We start from the raw sequence: 22,507 nt of genomic DNA on the forward strand, positions 1-22,507 counted from the left end.
TAGCGACCGTTGCGCGGTACTTAGTGTTATGGTGTCGTTATTCTTTACGTTGTAGGTTCAGAGCCTAGCACTATAAAACCTTAACACTGTAACACTAATTAAAAATGTTGTGGTAAAAATTGATACGATAGATTTAGGTGAGTTTCCGTTGTTGCTGGCCCCGATGGAGGATGTAAGTGATCCGCCGTTTCGAGCGGTATGTAAAAAGAACGGAGCCGATATGATGTATACCGAGTTCATCTCGTCGGAGGGGCTAATTCGGGACGCCGCTAAAAGTGTAGAGAAGCTAGACATCTACGACTACGAACGCCCGATTGGTATTCAGATTTTTGGCGATAAGATAGAATCGATGCGGGAAGCTGCCGCCATTGCCGAAGCGGCTCAGCCCGAACTCGTTGACATTAACTACGGTTGCCCGGTGAAAAAAGTGGCTTGCAAAGGTGCGGGTGCCGGAATTTTGCAAGATTTGCCCAAAATGCAGGAAATGACCCGAGAGATTGTCAATCGGGTGCAATTGCCAGTGACGGTAAAAACACGTTTGGGTTGGGACGAAAAAACCATAAAGATTGTGGAGGTCGCCCAACGACTGCAAGATGTGGGCATTCAAGCCTTGACCATTCATGGGCGCACTCGCAAGCAAATGTACAAGGGTGAAGCCGATTGGAACCCCATTGCCGAGGTGAAGAATCATCTCGATATTCATATTCCGATTTTTGGTAATGGCGATATTGACTCGCCGGAGAAGGCACTGGAGTATCGCCGTCGCTACGGAGTAGATGGAATTATGATTGGTCGGGCGGCGATTGGCTATCCCTGGATATTTCGGGAGATCAAGCACTTTTTTCGTACGGGTGAGAAACTACCCCCGCCTACGTTAGAAGAACGAGTGCAAGTGGCTCGGGAACATTTGGAATTTTCGGTACAATGGAAGGGTGAACGCAAAGGTATTTACGAAATGCGCCGTCATTACACCAATTATTTTCGGGGGATTCCACACTTCAAGCCTTACCGCCAGCGATTGGTTGAGTTGCCTACTTTTGCTGAGGTGTCAGAGACACTAAATGAGGTAGCTGAGAAATTCTCTGGACATTACGAATCGGTTCTGGCAGAATGAAAAGAATATCGGCTCGCAATTCAGGTGTAGTTGCTTGGGGGGCATTGATTTTACTAGGATTAGTTTGGGGTAGCTCCTTCATTTTGATTAAGCGAGGGCTTACGGCCTTCTCGGGTAGTGAGGTGGGTGCCTTGCGAATGGTTGCAGCCGGAGCTTTTTTGCTACCCGTAGCAGTTATGTCTTTCCCTAAACTGAACCGTCGTCATTGGGGAGTTTTAGTGGTGATTGGCTTTCTGGGCAGCTTAATTCCTGCTTTTTTATTTGCCTGGGCTCAAACCCAACTGAGCAGCTCGTCTACTGGAATCATTAATGCTGTTACGCCTCTCAACGTGCTGGTAGTAGGAGCCATTTTCTTTCATCAAACCATTGCCCGTAAGCAACTGCTGGGCCTGCTCATGGGACTGGTTGGAACGGTGCTGCTCATTTTAGCTGGCTCGGCGGAGTCATCAACGGGATTCAATGCGTATTCTCTACTGGTGGTAGGAGCTACGGTTTGTTATGGCTTTAGTTCCAATATCATCAAACAGTATACCTACGATCTTACTCCTCAAACTATTACGGCAGTTTCGCTGGTGCTGATGTTGCCGATTGCAGCCGGGTACTTGTTTGGCTACTCTTCTTTTCTGCCTACGTTGGAGCAGCAGCAAGCATGGTGGCCTTTTTTGGCAATTGTTACATTGGGAGTAGTCGGTACTGCCTTGGCACTAATTATCTTCAATAAGTTGGTACAACTGCGTTCCCCCGTGTTCGCTGCCTCTGTCACCTATCTGGTACCGATGGTCGCCATTCTGTGGGGCTTTATTGACGGAGAGTCGCTCAACTATCAACATTTCTTGGGCATGCTGGCGATTTTAGGCGGGGTGTATATTGCTAATCGATTGTAAAGGCTATATTACCCAGTACCTTTCTATCAGCTCTAATACCTTCTCTTTGTCTATAAAATGTATTGTACCCTTTAATTTTTCTGGCACTCTGTAGAGAACTTCCCTCTTTGCTTCTTCGCTGAACTTTCCACTTATCACGAATGTGAATGAGGAAATATACATCTCATCTCTACTTTCCTGTCCTGTATAAGGAATAGAAAATGCGCTCTCAGCTTGTTCTATTAAGGTCTTAATTTTTCCTTTAGCGCCACCACCTACATTTCCAGGCTTTACCTGCATGGCATGATACTTTAGTTGCCCAAACTTAGAAAATTCAGAAAAAACTATGTCTTTTCCATACTCGTTAGTCCCATGAGTGTATTTGACAAAGTTAAATTTCATTCTTCTGAGCAACGGTAAAACCACATCTAGAGTAAAAGGCTTTTCATCAGTATCGTACTCATTTTTCCACTGAAAACCATTTACAGTAACATCAACCTCCTTTTTGAGATCTAAAATTGCAGAATTTCCTTCGCCTATCAAGTTTTCAATAGTATCGAAGGTATTGGACGTTTTATAGCTTATAATAATATATTGATGACCTTCGTCATCTACATGATTGTAATCAGAATATAAATTTTCATGAAATTCAACTGCCTTTAAAAAAGCTGTAAAATAGACAGAAATCCTTTGAGGAACTTTCTTTAATAAGTTAGGATGAGAATAATATTCAATTTGAAATTCATCTTCATATCGCCTGATTCCTGTAATCTCAAAAATATCACCCACAAGATTTCCAAAAGGAATTCTCAAATCTAATTTATCTGGAAACTCGTCTGTACGGAGAGGTAACACTTCACTTAATTTGATATTAGCAGCTTCATCCATTGACAACATATCACCATGAAGAAACCCCATATCACTAATCAATAGTATGGACAGTTTTATGCAGCCAATTTTCCCCGTTGCAATAGCTTTGGGTAGTTGGGGTGCATTTTTATTGACTCAGCGTCCAGATTTAAGTTTGAAATAATGATTTGTAGCCAACGGGTATTAAAATGCTCTGTTTTGACGTCTTGCAGTGAGAAGCTGGTTCTACCCTGCAAGTGATTCTCTACCAAACACAGATTCAAAGTCATCATGACGGCCTGAAAATGGAAGGCCAAACGTTTTTCTTGAGTGCTTTGGCAGTGGCTGAGTCCTAAATGCTGCTTAGCATCTCTAAAGAGAAACTCAATATTGAAGCGCAAGCGATAGTATGCTAGAATACGACTTGCTGAGAGTTCCAGATCCGAACATCCTAACAAGAACAAACCGGTTCGGCCGCTTTTACTTTGTGTAGTAACCATCACTACTTTTATCTTTCGCTTCCACTTTACCGACCAAACCACTTGGCAATAGACTTGCCAACCTTCAGGGGTGGTACCCTGTTGTTCAAAACGAGTTAACACCTCATCGCCTTTCCAGTGAACTTTACCCCCATTCTTGCGTTTTCTCCCTCGGGGCTTTTGGGGGCCTTCATATAAGTAGTTCATATTGGCATCACCGCGCAACTTAGTGATCATGAACATACCTAACGCAGCTACCTGATCCCAAGCGGCTTGTTTGGCGTAAAAGCCGTCTACCACCCAGTACTTCGTCTTTTTGAGCAGGTAGGCACTACAACGGACTAGCTGCTGTAAGTAGAAAAGTAAGCGGTTGGTCTCGTCTTTGAGTCCACCAGGGGTTTGGTGTACCGATAGGGTTAAGGCCAATCCGCTTTTCACTGATACCAAAGCCAGCGCACTAATCTCTAATCCTTTAATTGCTTTTTGGGAGCATCCGCTCCAGTACCTATCCAAACCGTACGTCTTTTTACCGCTCTTAGCAACGTAGCTACAGTCACTCACCGCAATCCAGGAGTGGTTAGCAAAAAACAGATCAATGAGCACCTCACTAAAGTGTCTGAAATCAAAAGCTTTGTCGTAATTACGCCGAAACGTACGCTCACATAGGTCGCCCCAGCGCGACAAGTTGGTAAAGTTATAACGCCCCTTAGCCGATAAGAACACCTGTACAAGATGCACTAAAAACTTATGCATGGGTTGGGATATGTCCGGCATTTTTGCCATTATCGTCTGGAGAATCTCTATGGTTTTCATGGTACCCTAAAGTTGTTCGCAAAACTAACTTAATGGGGTGCCTTCTCTTTTCCTAAATTCTGTCCGAAGTATTGACTAATGAGTTTATGATTTAAGAAAACATCATATTCATACGCCCCTCTATCAGTTAGGGCTTTCTCCTTTATTTCTATCATAACCTAAATCTTATGAAAAAATTAATTTTCAACTCCCTCTGTCCAGACTTCGTGCATGGGTTCGCCTTTGCTGTTGAGTCCTTTGTGGTACCAGTCGTCGGCTGTGCGGCGGTACTCAAACGATAAGGAAGCACCTGTTCGGCTATCGTCGCGGGAGAAGAATTCAATGTTTTCGGTGTACTCACCGTCTTCGGTAGCCTGGTAAGTGCCACCACCGGTGCCCATAAATTCTTTGGTGGCGTAGTTAAACGCTGCCCACTGAAAGCGACTACCCGAAAGTATTTTAACGGTGATCCGAGGGCCAGCTCGTCGACGTTCGCCTTCATTGCCATCTTCATCTACCCGGGTAGCAAATCGCCAAGCTCCGGTAAGCGGGGTAGTTTCTTCTCCTAAACGCTCCCAAACCTGTGTGCCGTCAGGAGTATCTTTCAGCGTAAGCTGGTTATTGGTTACTTGGGCAGCGTAAACGATAGGGCTACGCACCTGAGAAGCATCTTCAGTGAAAAAATCGTAGAGAATATTAAGTTGGTCATCAGCTAATTCGTAACCGCCACCTCCGGCACTAACGAAACTTCCATCGGATTGATACTGGCCAAACATGAAATAACCATCTTGTAGAATAGCGACTGTCTCAATGCCTACCAGTGGTTGACCATTAACGCTGCTCAGTTTCCAACCGCCGTCTAGCGAGGATTGGGCCCATACTGAGCTTGTATTGAATAGAAAAAGTACTAGGCAGTACGATAGTAAAGTTTTCATAGGTTTTTAGGTTGATTATCACTAAAAACTGCTAAATACCGATAAGGTTCAGCAAACTTTTAGGCACACTACCTTATTGCAGCGCACTACGCAACTATCGGCAGTGATGAATGACGTAGGTAACCACGCCCCAGAGTTGAATAGTTTTTTTTTGAACCATCGCGGATGGCTCATAAGCTAGCGAATACTGCCGGGCGTCGTAGGTTGAAGCTTGCATGAGCTGAAACGCATCATTTTCAAGGGCAATCACCAGATCGTTAGCTTCGGCTGAAAGGTTACGGTCTACTACCAGCAAATCACCATCATGAATATTTAGCGACTGCATACTTTCGCCCTTCACTTTAATGAAGTAGCAAGAAGGGGAGTGGGAGAGGACGTACTCGGTTAAGTCCAAATTTAAAATATTGCCCGGCAGAAGCGGTAACTTTTGCAGTTGAATGCTAGCTTCTGAAGAAGATTCGCGTGTCATAGGAAATGAAGGTTGGTTGGCTAAGACAAATATATATCTTTTATGTGAATTATATTCTTTTTTTAAGAATATTTTACTTTAATCTCTTTGGTTTCAATTCCCCGAGGTCTGCCTTGAGAAATAAACTTATTCCGCCAAATGCCTCGTGGGCTTACCCCGAGGATTATTTACTAATTCTTTGAGTAGTGCCGTAAATACCATATTGTCAATTTGTGCCTCCAGTAGCAGGAAATCAGTTCAAGTTTTCCTAACTTTCGTAAAACTACCAACTTATGCTATCTCTTAAAGTACTGCTATTTTGCTATGTGGTACCCTTTTGTACAGCCGCCACGGTTTTACCAGATACCACCCGAACCGGAGCCGAGTATCTAGCGTTGGCCCAAGCATCAGAGAATCAAGAAGCTCCTGTTCAAGCCATCAAGCATTACAAATTGGCCCGGCAGCAGCTACAGCACGAGCAGGATTACCTAAATGTAGTGTACGCACTCACCCAATTAGCTGATTTACACTTGTCCGATGAGGCTACTCAACCCAAAGCAGTAGCTTACTTAGATACCGCTCAGATAGTTCTTAACCAGCACGTACCCGATAATGATACACTCAGTGCGCTGGTTTTTACTGCTAAAGCTAACTTAGCTCTCGCCCAACGTAAACACTATGAAGCAATTGAGCACTACCAACAATCGTTAGTTCGAAAACGAGTGTTTTATGGGGAAAACCATCTGGAGGTCGCCCGTGATTTAGAAGAGATAGGCAACGTTTATCTGTATAACCTACAGAGCCCCTACGAATCGGAGCGGTTTCACCAGCAGGTACTTAGTATCCGAGAGCAATTTAGCGACCAAGGCCGACTACTGGCTAATTGTTACTATCATCTCTCTTTCGCTAATCGCCTACGGGGTGACTATGATAAAGCGTTATCGTACGCATTTAAGGTAGAGCAGGGCTATAAGAATTTACCAGAGGTCGACCACTTTAATCTACTGAATGCCAATGGCTTGCTAGGAACTATTTATCATGATATGGATAGTATTGATAAGGCTTTGTATTATAATAGAAAGGCAATAGAAATTGGAGGTAAAATACCGAAAGCTAACCTTTCTATGCACTATAACAATCAAGCTGGATATTTTTTCAAGAAACAAGCTTACGATAGTAGTATTTATTATGCGCGTTTAGCTGTAGACAAGCAGGCTAATCTAGAGTCACTTTCAATAAGTTATCAGTTTCTAGGGAATGCTTACCGAGGAAAGGGGCAAATGAAAGCATCATTTGCTAATTACCGAGAAAGTCAAGATTTAAAAAAGGTAATCTATGGTAACTATCATGCCCAATTATCTTTCTTGTACATTGATATTGGAAAGGCGTTTGACGCGATTCAAAGCCCAGACAGTGCTTTATATTATTATCAGTTGGGATTAGAGAATGCAAGAACTAGTCGGCAGCAGTCAGAAGTTTTTACTACAGCGATTCGGACAGAAGACGATCTAGGCGCAATGGAAGAAGCTCTAACTAGGCTCACGTCTATTTTAATGAAACAGTATAGGAAGACCTCTAATACCAGCTATTTAAATATAGCTCTACCGTATTTTGAGCTATTTGATCAGTTAGTAGATGTTTGGCGAGCGGATTTTTCTACTGAAGGAGCCAATTTGATACTGTCCAGTAATCATAAAACGACCTACGAGCAGGCGGTATCCGCGGGTTACCATTTGTACCAAACCAATCCATCTGATTCTTTACTACGCTGGGTTTTTCACTTTACTGAGAAGAGTAAGGCGATGGTGCTACTAGAGTCCATTCGTCAGGCCGAGCGAGACCAGCAGCTACTGCCTGATTCACTGGTTCAACGGTATCAATCCTTACGCACTCAGTTGGCCTACTACCAGTCGGAGCTCACGGAAGCCGAGCCGCAGTCCGCTCAGATGTCGGAGTGGCAACGTCAGCGAGCCGACGTACTACGGGAAATTGAAACACTAGATCAGCAGGTGGAGGTTAATTATCCTAATTATTACACAATTACTAGTGAGGACTTTACCATCAGTCTAGATACCCTTCAGAAGCACCTGGTTTCGGGGCAGTCTGCCGTTTCCTATTTCTGGGGCAACTCGGCAGTATACGCCTTATTAGTTACCCCCGATACAGTGAAAGTCCACCGGACTGAAAACACAGGTCGGCTAAAGAAACTCGTTGGGCAGTACCAAGACGTACTGGCTAACGATAATATCAGTGCTCCCTCCTACGCTAATTTTCTCCAATTTCAAGAAAGTGCGCACCAGCTGTACCAGACACTACTAGCTCCAGTATTGCCTGATGAAGATACTGAGCATCTAATTATTATGGCGGATGGTGAGCTTACTAAGGTGCCCTTTGAAAGCTTTATTACATCTACCGTAGAAACTGCGCCCAATGACATTAGGTACCAAGATTTACCGTACCTAATCAAAACTTACGAGTTTTCCTACGAATTATCGGCCAGTGTGGCTTTTCGGAATAGGCAACGCCGTAAAGTAGGTCAGAAAGGTGAGTTCGGAGTGGCAGCGTTTGGCATTAAAAATTTTGAAAATATACCCGGTCACGAACGTTATCCCCGCCTGGGCGATGCCGAAGAAGAGGTGAACTACGTACAAGAAAAATTTCCGCAGGCGCAAATCTTCTTAAATGAGTCGGCTACTGAAGAGGCGTTTAAACAACAGGCTGTAAATGCTGACATACTGCACGTAGCAACCCACGGTATGGTCGATTTAGAAAACCCCTTTGATTCTAAATTTATCTTTTACCCTACCTCAGAAGAAGATGGATCTTTTTACCTGTATGAGTTGTACAACATGTCGTTAGAAACTCAGCTACTGCTGCTCGGCACCTGCGAGTCAGGGGTAGGTAAATACTACGCCGGAGAAGGAAGCTATAGCTTAGCTCGTAACTTCGTGTACGCTGGTTGTCAATCGGTCGTGATGTCGCTCTGGAAGATCAACGACTACTTAACTATGAAAACGATTGAGAAACTGTACGACCAACTTGCCGAGCAATCCGCTACCGCTACTGCGCTGCGGAATGCTAAGTTAGATTTTATTGAAGACGGAAGGTTCGCCCATCCCCAGTGTTGGGCCGGGTTGGTGTTACTCGGAAACACCGATGTTCAATTTCCCCTGCCCTACGATCTTACCTATGCCGCAGTAGCACTTGCAGTAATAGTTATCCTCAGCCTGATTGTTTTTATGCGGCTGCGTAGATCCGATTATAAACGGGTGCTACCGAATATCAACCGCCAGCACGTCTGATACTTCTACGTACCTAACTATTTCGCCCTTTACGGGAATAGGTTTTGCAGCTTGTTTTACGAAGCTATCCTGTATTACCTTTTTACTTTTCTTACTTCCTAAGTAATTTTCTATTAATTCTTCCCGGGCATCATCGTGGCCACTATTTCCTTTGTATAGCTTTACCTCAGCTACTCCCTTGTATTCTTTATCGTACTTGATTACACTACCTTCGTCTATCTGTTTAGTGTTAACATCTTCGCTGTCTATTGCTAGAAAATAAAATAACTCTCCAGTAGAGCAATCCTGAAGAACACCATCAACGTACTTAGTTCGGCCCCCGTTAAAGGCTACCACCTCCGGCTCTCCTGCCTCTACCGTTCGTTTAGAAACTTCGTACAGATTACCATTGCAGTGTAGTGAATCACTGTCAGTAGGTTGGCTATCAAATCGTTTCCGTACTTTATCCAGCGCAAACTTAATATTCAGCGGGGTAATACTGGCCAACTGGTCAGCGTTTGCACTAGTAATCGTGCCCTCTTTCACTAAGTTTTCAAAGGTTGAAATATTCGTCAAGGTTCGTGGTTTGGCACAAAGAATACGTCCGTCTGGCATAATTGTAAGGTTTTAAGGTTAGTAAAACTATGTGTAGTATGTTTAAAGCTAACAACTTATATCTTTTGTTAGCTAATATACAACTATTAGTAACCGCCAATCGAAAATGTCACCTGATGAAGCAGAAAAATTTTAACTTACCGGGAGGTATCTTCTTGTTTTTCCACCAAAAATTGCCAGTAGCGGCGGGGTACGTGCTGAAGGTGTAATTTATCGTTGCGCCGTTCGGGAATATTGACGTGTTGGAAGTAGGTACGCCATAATTGCTGATACTCTTTTTCAGCATTAGTAAGTAGTTGAGGAGCTAGCTGGTGTTGAGAAGAGTCTAGCGTAATAAAACGAGCGGTGTAAGGTTCGTAATAGAGGCCATAACGTCGTTTGGTGTCGTAAATCAGCCAGCGGAAAGCCGGATAGCGTTGGGTGAAGTGCGGGGGCAGTAGCGGTAGTACATTAAAGTCAGGATTGATCAATGCAGCGTACAAGCCCTCCTGCGTTTGCTGGAAGCGGACAAAAGCGTGCATCCGATGTACCTCCCGGTGAATCTGCTTTTTGATACGATGTACTTGTAATATGATTGGCTCCCGAAAGTTATTCAGCACATTCCCCGAGCTGCTTACAGCCAGCTTTACAAATCGATAAATTAGCATTTCTACCTGGAGCTGTTCGGACAGAAAAATATGATAGAGGATAGTTACTACATCTGACCCACACTGCTGGATTAACTTCTTTTTTACACGTTGGTTGTGTTCGGGGTTAGTGGGTACAAAGATCGGCTCGCCAAACAGACCAGGCTGAAAAGCAGATTCTTCGGAAATTTCTTCTACCGCACCCAGGCGATAGCTTTCAAAGACTACCGATAATAATCCTTCAAATGATCCGTCGTAGGTATATACCATACGTTAACCGAATAAGCTGAGTTGAGGAGAGAACTTCGGTTGGGCTTGCTCGCTCAAAATTCGCTGCTTCAGATGCTCGGGGTGAAAACCTAGCCAGCGAAAGTCTGAGTCGGCCGTAATCAGAAAGTAGCGGGCGCGTTTCCAAACAATGCCAATCTTTTTAAGGTGTTCGGCGCGCAGCTTACCAAACCGACGAGCCTGCACAATTTTTTGCGCTGACTTGACTCCTACTCCCGGAATCCGCAGAATGAGTTCGTAAGGTGCCGTATTCATGTCTACCGGAAATTGTTCGGGATGCCGCAAGGCGTAACCTAGTTTTGGGTCTACCTCTTGATCCAAATCCGGGTATTGCTCATCCACCAGTTCATCGACATTAAACCCATAGCTGCGGAGCAACCAATCAGCTTGGTACAGTCGGTTTTCCCGAACCAATGGGGGACTTTTTAGTACGGGTAATCGCTGATCGTTGCTAATGGGCACGTAACCCGAATAGTATACCCGGCGTAGTTGCTGTTCTTGGTACAAACTGTTGGCCAAGTGTAAAATATGATAATCTTTTTCCGGAGTAGCTCCTACCACCAACTGCGTGCTCTGTCCGCCGGGAGTAAAGGTAGGAGCTGAACGTAACGTTTTCTTTTCCTCTCGATAGCCAGTAATAGATTCGGCTAGAAAGTTCATAGGCTGGTAGGCCGACGCATAGTCTTTTTCTGGAGCCACCTTTTTCAAGCTTTCCTCGGAAGGAATTTCTAGGTTTACACTCAGTCGGTCGGCGTATAAGCCTGCTTCATGAATCAACTCATCACTTGCACCCGGAATTGCTTTCAGGTGGATGTAGCCATTGAATTTATGTTCGGTGCGTAATTTTTTGGCAATTCTTACCAGTCGCTCCATAGTATAGTCTGTATTCTTGAAGATGCCAGAGCTTAAGAATAGCCCTTCAATATAGTTGCGCTTGTAGAAGTTAATTGTTAAGTCTACTACTTCCTGCACCGTGAAAGCAGCTCGCTTAATATCGTTGGAACGACGGCTAACACAGTAGGCACAGTCAAAAATACAGTAGTTGGTCAGCAAAATTTTTAGTAGCGAAACGCAGCGACCGTCTTGGGTATACGTATGGCAGATACCCATTCCTTGGGAGTTGCCTAGCCCATCCTTAGTATTCTTGCGATTGCTTCCGCTAGAAGCGCAGCTTACGTCGTATTTGGCCGCATCGGCCAGAATGGCTAATTTCTCAGTCACAGGTTGAGGCATATTCTTAAAACAAGAATTTTATGATAAGTGTTCAGTACAACTTTCTTTACACTCAGATTGTGAAAGGCTAATTTTAATCATTTTTTGCTCAAAAAGCATTGTTTGTTAAATAAAGATGAGTGTAATTTATTACTTAGTATAAGTATATGTAATGGGTTTTATTACGAAAGATGGTGTAGTTATGTGTAATGTAGATTTATAAAAAGTTAAACAAAAATGTGGTTTATACGGTAGTGCTAGTATCACCTAACAATTATTAACTCATGAATACTTTAACAGCTAATGCGCCTGATTACCCGCCAAAAATGCTTCAAAAGCCTTTCTTTGACCTTACTCTAGAGATGCTAGATTGTGTGCGGGATCATAACTTTAATCGCTTGTCGCAGATTTGCGATGATGACTACGGTATTGTCGATATCAATACCGAAGGTGGGTCGGAGATTATTCGTGACCGAGCCGGATGGGAGAAATGGTTTTCGGGCTTGTTTAAAACATTGGATCAGATGCAAGCGGAAACCTGGTCAGAAATTACCAACTACGAAGCCCAGCAAACTGACGATATGGGCTACAGTGTGGTAGACTTTGACCAAATGTTTGTGGTAGGTGAGAAGCGAATGCGCTTTTCGGTTATCGCTACAATCATCTGGAAAAAGGTAGCACAAGAATGGAAAGAAGCTCGTTACCATAGCTCATTAATTCAGATAGAAGAACTGAATGACGAAGTAAGCATCTGAACAAAGAAAAGCACTACAGTATTATTGTAGTGCTTTTCTTTATCTGTACTGTAGTGAAAAACTAGGCAGTAACGGTATCTCGTTTGTCGTAACTGGTTGTTGTTCCAGATTTGCTAGATCCTATGGCGGTAGCGTATACCACTAAACCAAAACCAATTTTATTCACCGCATCACCAATATTGTAGATTAAATCCATATTAGCTGTATCTATTCCGGTAAATGACAACAAGTTGCCTGGTAGAAGCATGTACCCAATAGGGTAAATTCCCCAGCCAATAGTAGCAAACAGAGCTAAGTTCTTAAATCCTTTCTTTACTACTGCACTGTTGGTCTGAGCAGCTAAACTTTTCGCCGAACCAAACCAGATTTCGTAGATAATAATTGCCCAACCTATCGTGGAAATTACTCCCCACAAAATATTCATAGTACCGTTGTCTCGGTAAAATCCTTCACCAATGTAGCCTGCTACCAACATAAGTACCGCAGCAGCAATAAATCGCCACATCAACCCAATTTTGGCACCAGCTGGGCGAAGTAATAAGTAAAATTCTACGCACATCAACGGGACAGTCAGCGTCCAGTCAATGTACCGCAGTACGGTAGGGTTGTCTCCGGTAATAGTGTAATAATCTCGCATGTAGTAATAATGCACTGCCGCAATTCCAGTAATAAGTCCAGAAATGAGCAAAGATAATTTCCACTTTCCATCTACCCGGCTACGCTCGAAGAAGAAAAAAATAGAGGCAGCAAACATAGCCATGTAGCCGGTGAAAAAAGTAAAAGCCACCGGATCATCGACTGGAATCTCCACGATGTCCGCAAGAAATAAGGTTTCCATAATTGTTTAGTATTTTAGTTCATATAATAAACAGTATGCAGATTAATTGTTTAATAATTTACACAAATAATTACACATTATTTTATCTGGTTCTTAAAAAGAATAGATTAATTGCTATCATAAAAAGTGATTTTGTATAAAAATAGGTTAACGCGTGTCAATATTATACAATATTAGATGGGAAATTGCCTTCCTTTGTTGTGAAAATAAATCGGTGAAAATATAAACAAAAGATATAGATGTTTTGGAGGGGTAACTACATGCCATGAAGGGCTACTGTACTTTTGGGGAAACCTTACTATTTGTTAAACAAACAATAATGCAGCTATCAATAGAGAACTACTTTCTCTGGTTATTTTCTTCAGATTTAATAACCAGATTACCTGAATTATTGACTAATTGATGGGCTAGTGGCACGCTGCTGATCTAACCGCTGATAGATCAGGATTAGTAAAAGATGCCTGTGGTAGAACCTATTTTGAAAATCGGATAAGCACAGTAGCAACTGTAAAATTATGCTGGGATCATCATATTGCTTCGCTGAAAATTGAGCCTTATGCGTATGAATCTGTCGGAGGATTAATAACAGAGTACCTGATTGTGCCAGCGCATTTGGTATGATTCTAACAGCCAATGTAGTACCTTTTCCTTCAGGCGGACAATGGTTTGTTGCGCGATAACTTTCATGTAGCAAAAATACCCCAGCCTTACGTAAAGGTAAATCAGATACTAGGTGAAAACTTACGTATGTGCCCTATGCGTAAAATACTTTGTCTTTTGGTAATACTGCAAAAGCAATGTTGTTGCAGCAAATAGCTATCAGAAATGTTACAACAGAAAATAGTAGTTACCTACAAAAAGCCCCAATAGCTAGGCTGAGGCTTGTCAGAAAAGAACGTCTACCGGACTAAAAGAAAGTTACTTATCGATGTAGGGGAATTTGCGAGAGGCCTTTCGCATCAGGGCATTAATAATTTGGTTGGTGTCGCTGCCCAATTCGCGGGATAGTGCTTTCTCGTATTTCCAGAGCAACTCTCCGGTAGCACCGTCGTTAATGTTTACCGCTACCTTTCCTGAGTTGGTAGCAGTAGAAATGCCAAATAATACTCCTACGGCCACAGCACCAGCGTCTGACATGGGCTTATCCGTAACCAGAAGACCCGATATGATGCCATCTACCTCCAATATTTCCGCTAGATCTTCAGAAGTGTATTCGCCTAAAACATCGTAAGCAATCCCATTTTTGGCTAGTAAGGCATTCGTGCGCGTCACATCCTGGAAGTCAACGCGAAAGTTATGTTTAGATTTCCGTCTTAGAAAGTAGGAGTACAACGCACTTTGTACTGACTCACCTTCCTGCTCTTCCATCCGAGCCAGGTCATCAGCAGACATATCCTTCATTTGCTTAGGTCGAAGTTTTACCGTGGCATCAAACGGAATAATAGCCAGCGTTTTATGGTCTTTGGCCAGTTGCTCAAAATCAGGACTGGTGTAAATAGAGCGGATAAATTGTGCCGAAACATCTGAGGAAAAAACCGCCAAGCCAATGACTGCCAGTAAAGTAAAAATAATCTTGTTCATGATAGGTGCGATTAAGTTTGGTTTTACCTATCATACCTGCTGAGAGCTAAAGGTTAATGGAGTTATTTAAAAAAGGGGAGGGTATTTTCCGTTGTTGCAGGTAGTTAAAGAAAGACGCTACTGCTACCTTACCTCATTTAAGAAATTGCTTAGATGTTGAATGAATTGCTCAGGCCGTTCGCTATGAATATTATGTCCGGTGTCTTCAAAAACAATGTGGTTGATCAATGTAGGATGATTGGCTTGTAAAGCTCGGTTGGCTGCTTCAAACGGAAAAAGATCGTCCGCATGGGTTGCGTCCAAGATAAGCACTGGTACATCTAGGTTTCGGAATATGATTCGAGGTTCTATCAAAGTCATAGACGCGGCAAACAGTGGAACGCTCGCCGGGCGAAGGATATTATTCGCGATTTGTTCACTACTACTGTGATGAAATAGCTGGAATAGCCCCGGGTTTACTGCCCATTTGTCGGGTGCAACTTCTTTGATGTAGGAAAGCAGATGGAATTGGTTAGTTGTATCGTCCTTATCGTATAAACTGAAGAAAGCCGCTTGTTTGCTGGCAAATGCTGTGTCGGTCTGAACATATTTTTCTACCTCAAAGGAAGCTATCAGTTGGGTCAGGCTGTCTGGTTCTAGCCGATGGTAGTTATAATTGGTTGCTACTGACCCACCATCTTCTAGTATTAAACCCAATGTGTTTTCAGGGTAGGTATCGTAGAAAGCGGTACTGATATATCCGCCTCTCGACCATCCGCCAATCATGGCCCGGTCAATGCTCATGGCATCCATCAAATATTTTACATCATCAGCAATATGGTAGAGCGATACTTCCTGTTGCGGTACTGGGGTTTGTCCGTGTCCGTAGTAATCTACGGCAATTAGATAGTATCCGGCCTCAGTGAGAGCATCGGCCACGTTTCTTAATTCGTATCCATTACTGAAACTACCCGGTAACCAAATAAGTGGGACATCCGCAGAATCGCCCCAAGTTAAGTAGTGCATCCGAACATTCGGAGTCTGAATGAAGTGCCCATGTTCGCGCTCAAACGCCTCAAAACCCTGTTTAGCCTGTTTAAAAACTGATTCTTGGTCGTTTTTGGTAGGCTGGGCGAACGCTCCACAAGCAAGAAACGCCGTAAAACAAACGACTATGGTAAGATTTTTTGTCATAAATAATGTGGCTACTTATAATACCAAATAGGCTAACTTTTCAATTATGAATGTAATAACAAGTCTTGTATCTAGATCAACTATCTGAAGATATTCTTTTCAATGGTAAATTCCCTGTTTTTGGTAATCGTAGGGAAATTCCCTGTTTTTGGGAACCTCGAATGATGTTTCCTTCATGGGAATTGGATAACGTTGTTATCAAACACCAAAAAATCTCAAAAATATGAATAATGAAGGTTTCGTTTCGCGAAGAGTACTGGGAAAAGCTTTATACTAGCGCACCTATCGGTAAACCTAAGTTTTCTCAAGATATTGTAAAGAGATATCGCCGGGTCATTAGAACAGTATCGCAAGTAGAAAATACAAATATGCTTCGGCAGTTCAAAGGGTTACGGTTTGAAGCATTGGCTGGAAATTTGAAAGGTTACCATTCACTAAGAGTCAATAAACAATACCGAATCATTGTAACTGTGTTGGAAAGAGAAATACAACTTGACCGAGTCATGGAGGAAGAGGTTATAAGCGAAGAAATGAACAAACACTATCAGTGAGTTTTTGACATAAAACTTGGTAGATAATAACCTGCTAGATTTTAATATTGAGCCGATGAACTGGAGGCCCGAGAAATTAAGCAGAAAGCTTTCGCTTCGGAAGTTGGACTGAGACCACCGCACCTGAACGAAATTATTAAAGGTAAGCGTAACCTCACTGCTCAATTAGCCCTGAAAATTGGGCGAACTCTCGGCATTGATGCTAGTTTCTGGATGCGAGTGCAGGGTGAATACTTCCTTGATGTTGCCCGGCTAGAAGAGGCACAGATGCAAAAACTGTAGTTTTACACGGTAAAACCTTCCATAATCCGAATTACTTCTTCCCCAACTTCACCCGAGCAAGGATTTTCGGCTTCTCCCCGAAAATAGCGGACTACTTGCTCAATCATGGGTTGCTGAATGTGAGGAGGGTGCTCAAAAGAAAAAGTCTGCGGCTGACTACCTTGCTGAAGATGAACTTCGCTACCGTAGAAAGTAAACGTAATCTTTCCTTCACTACCAATAATCTGCACTTCTTCCTGAGCAAACGCTTCGGGTACCGAAAAGCACCAGGTTCCCTGAAATATGACTTGGTTCTCAAAAATGATAGAGCCGGTTACCGTATCGTCGGCTTCGTATAAGTGTGCCTGATTAAGGGCGTTTCCGGTGTAAGAAGCTGGCTGGCCAAAGTAATGTAGCATCAGATCAATCTGGTGGGGGGCAATGTCGTGAAATAACCCTCCGCCTGATACATCAGGTTGCACTCGCCAGTTAGTTTCGGTTTGAGCGATAATAGATGATTCGGCGGGTTGTAAAATTCGTAGCAACGCTAGTTTAGGAGTACCGATCGCTCCGTCAGTAAGCAAGGTTTTAACTTTTTGGAAAGCAGGCAACGCCCGTCGGTAGTGGGCTACTACCAATTTACGACCACTCTGGGCTACCGCTTTATTAATGGTTTGACATTCCTCTGCACTCATCGCCATCGGTTTTTCTAAATACACATCCTTTCCAGCTTCTAGCGCCATCAACGTGTATTCTAAGTGCGAATCGGGAGGGGTGGCGACATACACTGTATTAATATCGGCTTGCTCCAGCATTTGGGCAGCATCATCGTACCATTCGGGTACTTGGTGGCGACGGGCGAAGTCAGCGGCCTTCTCAGCATTGCGTCGCATTAAAGCAAGTAATTGAGAGTTTTCTACTTTTTGAAAGGCCGGGCCGCTTTTTACTTCGGCTACATCGCCCGCACCAATCATGCCCCATCGGATTACTCTTTCACTCATACTATTTTGTTTGCCGGGGGAAGTTACAAAATCAAAAGAAAGGATGCTCCTAGTGAAATAGTTTTAGCGTATTTCGTTGTATTTTGGTAAAAACAAAATTATTATGCTAGCACACATTAAGCTAAACAAGCCTACGCTTATTCGCTGGAAGGTGTACATTGATCGCGCTCGGATGTACATCGGCTACATTCAGTTTTTTATGATTGGAGTTGTCTTTATGGAGGCCTTTCGTGACGAACCATTCGGCCAATTGATCTTTCAATACATTTACATTTCTATTCCGATTCTGTTTGTACTATTTATTGTTGGTTCAATCATTATTGGCTATTTAGATTCTCGTTTTGGGCTACGGGAAGAAGAACTACGGAACCTATCTAGTTCTAACCCAGTGCTGCGCGATATTCAGCGAGAGCTGAGTGAAATCAAGCAAACTGTGCAGCACTTAGAGACCAAAAACCCTTCAGAGACGTAAAATTTGGTATGGCTATCCGTAAAGATTTTCCACAGTATTACCCCGAAACCCGGCAGCAGTGGCGCGACTGGCTAGCCGAAAACCACCTTAGCGCCGATGGAGTGTGGTTGGTATATTACAAGAAGGGGGCGGGTAAACCTACCGTTACCTACGACGAAGCCGTAGAAGAAGCCCTTTGCTATGGTTGGATTGATAGTGTGCCGAATAAGCTAGACGATGAACGGTTTAAGCAGCTATTTTCACCGCGTAATATTAAAAGCCCGTGGAGTAAGCTGAATAAAAAACGAGTAGCTTTCTTGTTGGAAGATGGGAGAATGACCGAAACTGGGTTAGCTAAAATTGATGCTGCTAAAGAAAACGGTTCTTGGACAATCTACGATCCAGTTGAGGCCCTCGAGATTCCGAATGATTTGCAGCAGGCATTAGCTAATAACCCAACGGCAGCGAAATACTTCACCGCGTTTGCACCTACCTACAAAAAAGGAATTTTATGGTGGATTATCAGTGCGAAACGCCTGGAAACCCGGCAAAAACGAGTAGCTAAAACGGTAGCGATGGCCGCACAAAACCTAAAAGCCAATTTTGACGGATAAAGTACTTGTACCGTAATAGTAACGGCTTGGGTACGCATTTTGTGATTTGGGAAGAAACGGCAATTAATCTCGCTATGAAATCACCGATGCTATTGTTAGGAATATGGCTACTGATGCTGGCTTGCTCGTCGCAAGTGGCTGAAAAACCTGCGTACAATTTTACCCAACGTGGAAAAGCTTCCTACTACGCCAACTCCCTAGCCGGAAACCGCACCGCGAGCGGAGAGGTCTATCACCCTGATAGCCTGACCGCTGCCCACCGTCATTTACCGTTCGGAACCAAAGTACAAGTTATTAACCCCGCTACGAAGCAAGAAGTGACCGTCACTATTAACGACCGGGGGCCGTATCACGCCAGTCGCATTATTGACTTATCTCGCGCTGCTGCCCAGCAAATTGGCATCATCCAAGCTGGCGTTGCCCCCGTCACAGTAAAAGCTATACTATCTACCGAAGTAGCGGATAGTTTGCGTACAATAATGATTGATGATGAATGAATAATGATTAATTTTCAGTCATCAGTCATCAGTCATCAGTCATCACTTATGTGCGGAATTACCGGATTGTACGCTTTTAATGAGCTAGGCAAGTTTCATATGATTAAGCTGGCCGCGGCTACCGATGCGTTGGAGTCGCGTGGGCCTGACTTTGGGCAGCACGATCTGCTAGACCATGTGGGACTAGGGCACCGTCGCTTGTCCATTATTGACACTTCGCGGGAAGGAAGTCAACCGATGCGAGACGCTAGTGGACGCTACACTATTGTCTTCAACGGTGAGATTTATAATTACCAAGAACTGCGGCAGAAGCTGAACGGAGCTAATATCGACTTCGTTTCCCAATCCGACACGGAAGTATTATTGTACTGGCTGATTCACCGTGGCATCGCTGGGTTGGCTGAAGTGAATGGATTCTTTGCCTTTGCTTTTTTTGACGCTGAAGAAAATCGGATGTGGTTAGCCCGCGATCGGTTTGGTATTAAACCATTGCTGTATTATTCTGATGAAGATAAGTTCTTCTTCGCTTCCGAGATGAAATCACTGCTTGCTTTTGGAGTAGAAAAGCAACTTGATTACTCATCGCTCTACCACTATTTGCAACTGAACTATATTCCGGCACCTTACACTATCTTCAAGAACGTGAGAAAACTGTTGCCGGGGCAGTACCTGGAAGTTGCTAAAGGAAATGAAGAGCGGGTAAGCGTAGGAACTTATTACGAGCTACAACTCAATTCGTCTGACCAAGTGGCGGCCTCTCTTTCTTACCAAGATCAGCAGCAGCAGCTGCGAGCGCTGCTCGACCAATCGGTGCAACGCAGGTTAGTAGCCGATGTGCCACTAGGTTCTTTTCTAAGCGGAGGTATCGATTCTTCGGTGATTACCGGACTAGCCCGGCAGCACGTAGATTCATTCAATACGTTTTCTATTGGCTACCGCGATGAACCGTTCTTCGACGAAACTAAGTACGCCAAGCTCGTTGCCGATAAGTTTGAGACTAACCATACGGTATTCTCCCTCACCAACGACGATCTGTACCGCCATCTGCACAGTGTACTGGATTATCTGAGTGAGCCGTTTGCTGATTCGTCGGCTTTATCGGTGTATATTTTAAGTAAAGAAACCAAACAACGGGTAACCGTAGCTCTTTCAGGTGATGGGGCGGACGAAATATTTTCTGGCTACAACAAGCATTTGGCAGCCTATCGGGCAATGCATCCCGGCTGGCAAGAAAAAATAGTAGCTTCAGGATTACCACTCTGGCAGCGAATGCCTCAATCCAGAAACGGTTGGCTATCAAACAAAGTCCGTCAATTTGAGCGATTTGCCACAGGAATGCAGTTAAGTCCCAAAGAACGCTACTGGCGCTGGGCTACGTTTCTAACTTCTGAAAAAGCCAGTCGCCTGTTGAGCAGCAATTCACGAGTGCAACTGTCGTTGGAAGAAAACAAATCTCGTCAGTCTCAGTGGCTTACGCCCATTTCGGATGCGGCTGAGAACATCAATCAAGTGCTACTTGCTGATACGCAATTGGTTTTGCCTAACGATATGCTAACGAAAGTAGATTTAATGTCGATGGCCAACGGGTTAGAGGTGCGGGTACCCTTTTTAGACCATGAAGTAGTAGAGTTTGCTTTTCAATTACCGGAAGAAAGTAAAATTAATCGGCAGATGAAGAAGCGAATTGTGCAAGATACTTTTCGGGATATGCTACCGCCCGAACTTTATCAGCGACCCAAGCATGGTTTTGAAGTACCGTTACTACCTTGGTTTCGTACCGAGCTAAAAAGCGCAATTACCCACGATCTGCTAGGCGACCAGTTTATTGAGGAGCAAGGTATCTTTAGCGTTGAAGAAATCAGATCGTTGAAGAAACAACTATTTTCCTCTAACCCGGGCGATGTACACGCTACCATCTGGGCACTAGTAGTTTTCCAGAGGTGGTGGAAGCAATATAGTAGCTAATGGAAAATGGAAAGTTGATAATGGATAGTAGTTTCAAATTTCAACTATCAATTATCCATTGTCAACTTTTACTTATTTTGGTCTCCGGTCTCTATTTTGCTCGCCTCGGTAGGAGGAGTAGTTACGGTTTGCTTTGGCTCTTGATGGTTGTCTCTTTCTACCTCGTCTTTAATTTCTTTGGTCGCATTTTTAAACTCCCGCATACCCGTTCCTAGTCCCCGAGCCAACTCCGGAATCTTCTTCGCACCAAAAAAAATTAGTATGATCGTAACAATCAGCAGAATTTCCCATCCGCCCAGGCCACCAATAAATAATAGAGTAGTCATAATTACGTGGTTTACTTCATCACTTAGATAAGAAAATTACTAACAGAAAACAAGTGAATAATCGGACTAATCGCTCACCTGTAGTTGTATGCGCTAACTTTCTCTCCAACTAAAAATGCCTTTAGAGCAGTAATAGTTTCGTTCGGGTGCTCTTCTTGCACAAAATGACCACAACCCCAGGTTTTTACTTTGGCTTGGGGCAGTCTATCTGTCCAATGTTTCAGATAGTCAGTGGTAATAAATTCATCGTGGGTTCCCCACAGAATAAGCCAGGGCTTTTCACTCAAAACATCCAGTTTCTCCCACTGCTCCTGATACCAGGCCGAAGAACCATGCAGCGATTGGGCAAGCCTGAGTAACGATTGTCGGGAAGCTTTGGTTGGAAACGGACGAGTGTATTGTTGATGAACTCTTTTAGATAGCTTCTTCTTGTCAGCAAACCCTTTTTTGAGTAGTACCTTCGGTGAAAAGTTTAGGTGCAGATATAGGAATTTGCCTAGCCAGCTACGGGTAATTTTGTCAATCTTTTTCACGGCCGGATTAGAAGCCGTTTCCCACAGCCAAGTATTAAATAGCACCACCTGCTTAATACGCTTCGGTTGGTCTAGGGCAGCTCCTAACCCAATTGGGCCACCAAAATCATGTACGACGAGCGTAATGTTCTGTAAATCTAATTTTTGAATAAACTCCGATAAGTTTTCGGCATGATCTTGCGGACGGTACGCAAAGTTTTCTGGCTTATCCGATAAACCAAAACCCAGATGATCTACGGCAATGCAGCGGTAGTCTTTAGCAAACTTTGTAATAAAATTACGGTAAAGAAATGACCAAGTGGGCGTTCCATGAACGAATAAAATAATCTCGCCTTGTCCTTCGTCAACGTAGTGCATCTGACCCGATGAAAGAGAAAGGTGATGAGATTTAAAAGGGTACAGTTCGGTATCTAACCAATTGGGTGATCTATTTTCCATGATCTATTTTGTGAAGTACAA

23 protein-coding genes are annotated in these 22,507 nt (G+C 43.5%); 10 read left to right on the forward strand and 13 right to left on the reverse strand.

All coding sequences use genetic code 11. From position 1 onward, the window contains the following. Nucleotides 1–109 precede the first annotated feature (109 nt). Together dusB and P0M28_RS21095 are read left to right on the forward strand one after the other, a co-directional pair. Nucleotides 110–1,114: a tRNA dihydrouridine synthase DusB gene (gene dusB, locus P0M28_RS21090; protein ID WP_302204893.1), complete on the forward strand. Its 1,005-nt coding sequence runs from the start codon at nucleotides 110–112 to the stop codon at nucleotides 1,112–1,114. Further along, entirely contained in the window at nucleotides 1,111–1,998 is an 888-nt protein-coding gene (locus tag P0M28_RS21095) for a DMT family transporter (RefSeq protein ID WP_302204894.1), read from the forward strand. The genes dusB and P0M28_RS21095 overlap by 4 nt, the downstream gene beginning before the upstream one ends. Before the next feature lie 3 nt (nucleotides 1,999–2,001). Here the strand turns inward: P0M28_RS21095 and P0M28_RS21100 are convergent, their stop codons facing one another. The 4 genes from P0M28_RS21100 to P0M28_RS21115 form a co-directional block, all read right to left on the reverse strand. Next, nucleotides 2,002–2,865 carry a hypothetical protein gene (locus P0M28_RS21100; RefSeq protein WP_302204896.1) on the reverse strand — a complete coding sequence of 288 codons (864 nt, stop codon included), beginning with the start codon at nucleotides 2,863–2,865 and terminating at the stop codon, nucleotides 2,002–2,004. Nucleotides 2,866–2,921: 56 nt separating this feature from the next. After that, on the reverse strand, nucleotides 2,922–4,118 hold the full coding sequence (locus P0M28_RS21105; RefSeq protein WP_302203654.1) for a transposase: 1,197 nt from the start codon (nucleotides 4,116–4,118) through the stop codon (nucleotides 2,922–2,924). Nucleotides 4,119–4,294: 176 nt separating this feature from the next. Continuing rightward, entirely contained in the window at nucleotides 4,295–5,032 is a 738-nt protein-coding gene (locus P0M28_RS21110) for a DUF4488 domain-containing protein (protein ID WP_302204897.1), read from the reverse strand. A 94-nt stretch (nucleotides 5,033–5,126) separates the two neighbouring features. Continuing rightward, nucleotides 5,127–5,501 carry a LexA family protein gene (locus P0M28_RS21115; protein WP_302204899.1) on the reverse strand — a complete coding sequence of 125 codons (375 nt, stop codon included), beginning with the start codon at nucleotides 5,499–5,501 and terminating at the stop codon, nucleotides 5,127–5,129. 272 nt (nucleotides 5,502–5,773) lie between these two features. Here P0M28_RS21115 and P0M28_RS21120 point away from each other — a divergent pair, with 272 nt between their 5' ends. Then, nucleotides 5,774–8,782 (forward strand): CHAT domain-containing protein, encoded by a 3,009-nt coding sequence (locus tag P0M28_RS21120; RefSeq protein ID WP_302204900.1) that lies wholly within the window; start codon nucleotides 5,774–5,776, stop codon nucleotides 8,780–8,782. Here the strand turns inward: P0M28_RS21120 and P0M28_RS21125 are convergent. From P0M28_RS21125 to P0M28_RS21135, 3 genes are all read right to left on the reverse strand, one after another. Continuing rightward, nucleotides 8,753–9,376: a hypothetical protein gene (locus tag P0M28_RS21125; RefSeq protein ID WP_302204901.1), complete on the reverse strand. Its 624-nt coding sequence runs from the start codon at nucleotides 9,374–9,376 to the stop codon at nucleotides 8,753–8,755. The two genes, P0M28_RS21120 and P0M28_RS21125, sit on opposite strands and share 30 nt — an antisense overlap. A gap of 137 nt (nucleotides 9,377–9,513) precedes the next feature. Continuing rightward, nucleotides 9,514–10,272: a TIGR03915 family putative DNA repair protein gene (locus P0M28_RS21130; protein ID WP_302204902.1), complete on the reverse strand. Its 759-nt coding sequence runs from the start codon at nucleotides 10,270–10,272 to the stop codon at nucleotides 9,514–9,516. Between the two features lie 3 nt (nucleotides 10,273–10,275). Continuing rightward, a complete protein-coding gene (locus tag P0M28_RS21135) occupies nucleotides 10,276–11,523 on the reverse strand; it encodes a putative DNA modification/repair radical SAM protein (protein ID WP_302204904.1) in 1,248 nt (415 codons plus the stop codon). A gap of 263 nt (nucleotides 11,524–11,786) precedes the next feature. Between P0M28_RS21135 and P0M28_RS21140 the strand changes: the two genes are divergently transcribed. Further along, nucleotides 11,787–12,257 (forward strand): nuclear transport factor 2 family protein, encoded by a 471-nt coding sequence (locus P0M28_RS21140; RefSeq protein ID WP_302204905.1) that lies wholly within the window; start codon nucleotides 11,787–11,789, stop codon nucleotides 12,255–12,257. A gap of 61 nt (nucleotides 12,258–12,318) precedes the next feature. Here P0M28_RS21140 and P0M28_RS21145 read toward each other — a convergent pair whose 3' ends face one another. From P0M28_RS21145 to P0M28_RS21155, 3 genes are all read right to left on the reverse strand, one after another. Next, the gene (locus P0M28_RS21145) at nucleotides 12,319–13,095 is read right to left on the reverse strand and encodes a bacteriorhodopsin-like (protein WP_302204907.1); all 777 of its coding nucleotides are present in this window, start codon (nucleotides 13,093–13,095) and stop codon (nucleotides 12,319–12,321) included. Between the two features lie 918 nt (nucleotides 13,096–14,013). Further along, nucleotides 14,014–14,676: a hypothetical protein gene (locus P0M28_RS21150; protein ID WP_302204908.1), complete on the reverse strand. Its 663-nt coding sequence runs from the start codon at nucleotides 14,674–14,676 to the stop codon at nucleotides 14,014–14,016. A gap of 123 nt (nucleotides 14,677–14,799) precedes the next feature. Continuing rightward, nucleotides 14,800–15,849: an alpha/beta fold hydrolase gene (locus P0M28_RS21155; protein ID WP_302204909.1), complete on the reverse strand. Its 1,050-nt coding sequence runs from the start codon at nucleotides 15,847–15,849 to the stop codon at nucleotides 14,800–14,802. A 230-nt stretch (nucleotides 15,850–16,079) separates the two neighbouring features. On the opposite strand from P0M28_RS21155, the gene P0M28_RS21160 reads away from it, so the two are divergent. Next, nucleotides 16,080–16,400, forward strand: coding sequence for a type II toxin-antitoxin system RelE/ParE family toxin (locus tag P0M28_RS21160; RefSeq protein WP_302204911.1), 321 nt, complete (start codon nucleotides 16,080–16,082; stop codon nucleotides 16,398–16,400). A gap of 60 nt (nucleotides 16,401–16,460) precedes the next feature. Further along, complete coding sequence (locus P0M28_RS31140; protein WP_367281921.1) at nucleotides 16,461–16,682, forward strand: HigA family addiction module antitoxin; 222 nt, start codon at nucleotides 16,461–16,463, stop codon at nucleotides 16,680–16,682. Between the two features lie 2 nt (nucleotides 16,683–16,684). Here the strand turns inward: P0M28_RS31140 and P0M28_RS21165 are convergent, their stop codons facing one another. Continuing rightward, nucleotides 16,685–17,662: a Gfo/Idh/MocA family protein gene (locus P0M28_RS21165; RefSeq protein ID WP_302204913.1), complete on the reverse strand. Its 978-nt coding sequence runs from the start codon at nucleotides 17,660–17,662 to the stop codon at nucleotides 16,685–16,687. 103 nt (nucleotides 17,663–17,765) lie between these two features. Between P0M28_RS21165 and P0M28_RS21170 the strand changes: the two genes are divergently transcribed. The 4 genes from P0M28_RS21170 to asnB all read left to right on the forward strand — a co-directional run bounded on the left by P0M28_RS21170 (nucleotide 17,766) and on the right by asnB (nucleotide 21,189). Continuing rightward, the gene (locus P0M28_RS21170; protein ID WP_302204914.1) at nucleotides 17,766–18,134 is read left to right on the forward strand and encodes a hypothetical protein; all 369 of its coding nucleotides are present in this window, start codon (nucleotides 17,766–17,768) and stop codon (nucleotides 18,132–18,134) included. Nucleotides 18,135–18,142: 8 nt separating this feature from the next. Continuing rightward, nucleotides 18,143–18,727, forward strand: a complete 585-nt coding sequence (locus P0M28_RS21175) for a YdeI/OmpD-associated family protein (protein WP_302204916.1) — start codon at nucleotides 18,143–18,145, stop codon at nucleotides 18,725–18,727. A gap of 74 nt (nucleotides 18,728–18,801) precedes the next feature. Further along, on the forward strand, nucleotides 18,802–19,224 hold the full coding sequence (locus tag P0M28_RS21180) for a septal ring lytic transglycosylase RlpA family protein (RefSeq protein WP_302204918.1): 423 nt from the start codon (nucleotides 18,802–18,804) through the stop codon (nucleotides 19,222–19,224). Nucleotides 19,225–19,272: 48 nt separating this feature from the next. Then, nucleotides 19,273–21,189 carry an asparagine synthase (glutamine-hydrolyzing) gene (asnB, locus tag P0M28_RS21185; RefSeq protein ID WP_302210932.1) on the forward strand — a complete coding sequence of 639 codons (1,917 nt, stop codon included), beginning with the start codon at nucleotides 19,273–19,275 and terminating at the stop codon, nucleotides 21,187–21,189. 68 nt (nucleotides 21,190–21,257) lie between these two features. On the opposite strand, the gene P0M28_RS21190 is transcribed toward asnB, so the two are convergent. Together P0M28_RS21190 and P0M28_RS21195 are read right to left on the reverse strand one after the other, a co-directional pair. Further along, a complete protein-coding gene (locus tag P0M28_RS21190; RefSeq protein WP_302204920.1) occupies nucleotides 21,258–21,515 on the reverse strand; it encodes a Sec-independent protein translocase subunit TatA/TatB in 258 nt (85 codons plus the stop codon). A gap of 74 nt (nucleotides 21,516–21,589) precedes the next feature. Next, entirely contained in the window at nucleotides 21,590–22,486 is an 897-nt protein-coding gene (locus P0M28_RS21195) for an alpha/beta fold hydrolase (RefSeq protein WP_302204922.1), read from the reverse strand. Nucleotides 22,487–22,507: the final 21 nt, after the last annotated feature.

The organism is Tunicatimonas pelagia (assembly GCF_030506325.1).
Taxonomy (GTDB): Bacteria; Bacteroidota; Bacteroidia; order Cytophagales; family Cyclobacteriaceae; genus Tunicatimonas; species Tunicatimonas pelagia.